We start from the raw sequence: 4,793 nt of genomic DNA on the forward strand, positions 1-4,793 counted from the left end.
TGCCGTTCGGTTGGAGTGGGCTGCGCTTGCACGCCGTCGGCGCCTCCGCGCTGCGGGTGCGCCTGGTGCGGTCCGCCGCTCACACTCTCTCTCTCGAAGCCGGCGATCTGACCGGTGGGCCGCTGCTCAGTCTGCAGTCGCTGGTCTCCCGGCCCGTGCCGGTCGAGCAGTTGGACACCGCGGTGGCCGACGGCAGCCGGGGCGCTTTGTTCGGGGTGGAGTGGACCGAGCTGCCGGCGATGTCTGGGGCGGTCGCTGAGTTGGAGTCTTCCTGGGTGCCGGTCACGTCCGCCGAGGAGGTGGCCGCCCTGGCCGCCGACGTTCCGGCCGTGGCCGTTCTGGAGGCCTACGGTGACGGGGCTGACGACGCCGACGAGGTGCTTGCCTTGACGGGCAGGGTGCTGGGCGTCGTACAGGCCTGGCTGGCGGAGGAGGCCTTTGAGGACTCCGGGCTGGTGGTGGTGACCCGGGGGGCCGTCCCCGNACTTGCGGTCCGGGGCACCATGCTGTCGGCGCCCCGGTTCGTCCATGCCAGTGAGCGGATCTTGCAGGTACCTGAAGAGGCGTGTGAGTGGCGGTTGGGTGCTACAGGGGGTGGCACGCTCGACAACCTTGCTCTGTTGCCCGAGCCTGGTGCTGCGGCGCCGTTGGCTGCAGGTCAGGTCCGTGTTGGTCTGCGGGCGTTGGGCATCAACTTTCGCGACGTTCTGATCGCGTTGGGGATGTATCCGGACGCGGCTGAGCTGGGTGGTGAAGGCGCTGGTGTGGTGCTGGAGGTCGGCGAGGGTGTGACGGGTCTGGCCGTCGGTGACCGGGTGATGGGCCTGACAAGCGTCGGGTTCGGATCGATCGCTGTCACCGACCGACGGTATCTCGTCCCGATGCCCGAGGGGTGGTCGTTCCAGCAGGCGGCATCGGTCCCCGTAGCCTTCCTCACCGCCTATTACGGTCTGCGTGATCTGGCCGGCTTGCGGGCGGGCGAATCGGTGCTGATCCATGCTGCCACTGGTGGTGTAGGCATGGCGGCGACGCAGATAGCCCGGCACTTGGGTGCCAGGGTGTTCGGTACGGCGAGCCCCGGCAAGTGGGCGGTGTTGCGGGAACTGGGCTTGGAAGACACGTGCATTGCGTCCTCGCGGACGGCGGAGTTCGAGGAGCGCTTCCTGGCCGGGACCTCGGGTGCCGGAATGGATGTGGTTCTGGACTGTCTGGCCGGGGAGCTCGTGGACGCCTCGCTGCGGCTGCTGCCCCGCGGGGGCAGGTTCATCGAGATGGGCAAAACCGATATCCGGGATGCCGCCACCGTCGCCGGCACGTACCCGGGGGTTGCCTACCAGGCATTCGACCTGATTGAGGCCGGTCCCGACCGCATCCAGCAGATGCTCACCGAATTGATGGGACTGTTCGAGGCGGGAGAGCTTACCCCGCTGCCGCGTACCGCATGGGACGTGCGCAGTGCACCGGACGCGTTCCGTTACATGAGCCAGGCCCAGCACATCGGCAAGATAGTGCTGAGCGTTCCGAAACCCCTTGATGCGGAGGGGACGGTGTTGGTGACCGGTGGTACGGGTTCGCTGGGTGCGCTGCTGGCCCGGCATCTGGTGACTGAGCATGGTGTCCGTCACTTGGTTCTGGCGAGTCGGCGTGGCGGGGATGCGGAGGGTGCGAGGGAACTGGNGGAGGGGGGTCTGGCTCTGGGGGGTGAGGGGACGGTGTTGGTGACCGGTGGTACGGGTTCGCTGGGTGCGCTGCTGGCCCGGCATCTGGTGACTGAGCATGGTGTCCGTCACTTGGTTCTGGCGAGTCGGCGTGGCGGGGATGCGGAGGGTGCGAGGGAACTGGTTGGTGAGTTGCGGGAGTTGGGGGCGGTGTCGGTGGCGGTGGTGGCGTGTGATGTTGCTGACCGGGATGCGGTGGCTGCGCTCCTTGGTTCGGTGTCGGCGGAGCATCCGCTTATCGGGGTCGTGCATACCGCGGGTGTGTTGGACGATGGTGTGATCGGTGCGTTGACGCCGGAGCGGTTGTCGTATGTGTTCGGGCCGAAGGTGGGGGCCGTACGGCATTTGGATGAGTTGACGCGGGATATGGATCTGTCGGTGTTCGCGTTGTTCTCTTCCGCGTCGGGGCTGTTCGGTTCGGCTGGTCAGGGTAATTATGCGGCGGCTAACGCTTACCTTGACGCGGTGGCGTACCGGCGTCGGGCGGCTGGTCTGCCGGGGACGTCGCTTGCGTGGGGTTTGTGGGAGCAGAGCAGTGGTATGACCGCTCATTTGGGTGTTGCCGATCAGGCCCGGATGAGTCGTGGCGGTGTACTGCCTATCGCTCCTGCCGAGGGCATGCGGTTGTTTGACGCGGTCCTGCGGAGTCCTACCGCTCTGGCGGTGCCGGTCAAGCTGGACCTGCGGGCGCTGCGCGCNGCTCATTTGGGTGTTGCCGATCAGGCCCGGATGAGTCGTGGCGGTGTACTGCCTATCGCTCCTGCCGAGGGCATGCGGTTGTTTGACGCGGTCCTGCGGAGTCCTACCGCTCTGGCGGTGCCGGTCAAGCTGGACCTGCGGGCGCTGCGCGCTGACGCGGCCGCGGGCCGCGGCATCCCGACCCTGCTGTGCGGTCTGGTGCACACCGGCCGACGGCAGGTGGTGCGGGCCGCGTCCGGTGACAGCGGTGACGGCCTGCTCCGCCAGCTGGCCGGACTCGCGCGGACCGAGCAGGAGGCCGTGCTCGTCGACCTCCTTCGCACCGAGGTGGCGACGGTGCTGGGGCACAACGGTACGGAGGGGGTCGTGGCCGGTACGCGGTTCAAGGACGCCGGCTTCGACTCGCTCATGTCGGTCGAGCTCCGGAACCGCCTCCGTGAGGCCACCGGTCTCAACCTGGCCGCGACGGTGGTCTTCGACTACCCGACCCCGCTCGCGCTGGCCCGCCACGTACACGCCGAACTCCTCCCGGACGGCGCGAAGAGCGGAGCGGAGGTCGACGAAGAGCGGCTGCGGCACGCCCTGGTCTCCCTCCCGCTGGCCCGGATCCGGGAGGCCGGCCTGCTGGACGCCCTGGTCGAGCTGGCCGCTCTCGACACCGTGACGCCCGGGGCCGGGCAGCCGGACGAGACGGACGGACCGGGGGCGCTCGCTGGTCTGGACGTCGATGACCTCGTCCAACTGGCGCTCGGTGACAGCGACGAGGACCTAGAAGGCTGATGCGGCACCAACTGATGAGGATAGCTGAGTGAGTACTTCATACGAGAAGCTTGTCGAGGCGCTGCGGAAGTCGCTCGAAGAGGTCGGCTCGCTGAAGAAGCGCAACCGCCAGCTCGTGAACGCATCCCACGAACCGATCGCGATCGTGGGCATGGCGTGCCGTCTGCCGGGCGGTGTGGCGAGCCCGGAGGACTTGTGGCGGCTGGTCAGCGAGGGCCGGGACGGCGTGTCCGGCTTCCCTGCCGACCGAGGCTGGGACCTGGACGGCCTGTTCGACGCGGACCCGGAGAAGACCGGCACGTCGTACGTCGACCAGGGCGGGTTCCTGCACGAGGCGGGCCTGTTCGACGGCAGCCTCTTCGGGATCTCGCCGCGTGAGGCGCTGGCGATGGATCCGCAGCAGCGCCTGCTCCTGGAGACCTCGTGGGAGGCCCTGGAGCGCGCCGGGATCGACCCGGAGACCTTGAAGGGCACGGATGTCGGTGTCTTTAGCGGCATCATGGGCGTCGACTACTTCGCTGGTGGCAACGTGCCCCCCGAACTGGAGGGTCTCACCGGCACGGGAGCGGCGGCCAGTGTGGCCTCGGGCCGGGTCTCCTACGTGTTCGGTTTCGAGGGTCCGGCGGTGACCGTGGACACGGCCTGCTCTTCCTCGCTGGTCGCCATCCACCTTGCCGTCCAGGCGCTGCGCCGCGGCGAGTGCTCGATGGCGCTGGCGGGCGGTGCGACGGTGATGGCGACGCCGGGGGCGTTCGTGGAGTTCTCGCGGCAGCGGGGGCTCGCCGCCGACGGCCGGTGCAAGTCGTATGCGGATGCCGCTGACGGTACGGGGTGGGCCGAGGGCGCCGGTGTCGTGGTCCTGGAGCGGCTGTCCGAGGCCCGGCACAAGGGCCACAGGGTGCTGGCGGTCGTCCGCGGCTCGGCGGTCAATCAGGACGGCGCCTCGAACGGTCTGACGGCGCCGAATGGTCCGTCGCAGCAGCGGGTGATCCGCAAGGCGCTCGCCAACGCGGGCCTGTCGGCGTGCGATGTGGATGTGGTGGAAGGGCATGGCACGGGTACGGTGCTGGGTGATCCGATCGAGGCGCAGGCGCTGTTGGCGACTTATGGTCAGGACCGGCCGCAGGATCGGCCGTTGTGGCTGGGTTCGCTGAAGTCCAACATCGGCCACACGCAGGCGGCCGCGGGTGTGGCCGGTGTGATCAAGATGGTGGAGGCGCTGCGGCACGGCGTGCTGCCGCCCACCCTGCATGTCGACGCCCCGTCGTCGCGGGTGGACTGGTCGGCGGGCGCGGTGGAGGTGTTGGCTGAGGCACGCGAGTGGCCGGAGGCGGACCGGCCGCGCCGGGCGGGCGTCTCGGGTTTCGGCGTGAGCGGGACGAACGCGCACGTGATCCTGGAACAGGTACCGGAGCCCGAAGTGGAACCGGCAGAGCCCGCCAAGAGCGATGGCGCCGTGCCCCTGGTGATCTCGGCGGCCTCCGCAGAATCACTGTCTGGACAGGCCGAGCGCCTCGCCTCCCTGCTCGAATCGTCGGACAGCGTGTCTCTGTCGCACGTGGCGGGTGCGCTGGTCGCTCAGCGGGCGGTGTTGTC

The 4,793-nt window shown here is 69.0% G+C and carries 1 protein-coding gene and 2 pseudogenes; all 3 read left to right on the top strand.

Annotated elements, in window-relative coordinates; all coding sequences use genetic code 11:
* Positions 1 to 203: 203 nt before the first annotated feature.
* Positions 204 to 2,414: pseudogene (locus tag IEJ02_RS47395) on the top strand (MDR/SDR family oxidoreductase); the annotation flags it as partial.
* Between the two features lie 327 nt (positions 2,415 to 2,741).
* Positions 2,742 to 3,197, top strand: a pseudogene (locus IEJ02_RS51565) (acyl carrier protein); the annotation flags it as partial.
* Between the two features lie 28 nt (positions 3,198 to 3,225).
* Positions 3,226 to 4,793: type I polyketide synthase (locus IEJ02_RS47400; protein ID WP_317986113.1), on the top strand; the 1,568-nt coding region annotated here is incomplete at its 3' end.

The sequence above is a fragment of the Streptomyces sp. 5-10 genome, from assembly GCF_014712245.1.
Classification (GTDB): Bacteria; Actinomycetota; Actinomycetes; order Streptomycetales; family Streptomycetaceae; genus Streptomyces; species Streptomyces violaceusniger.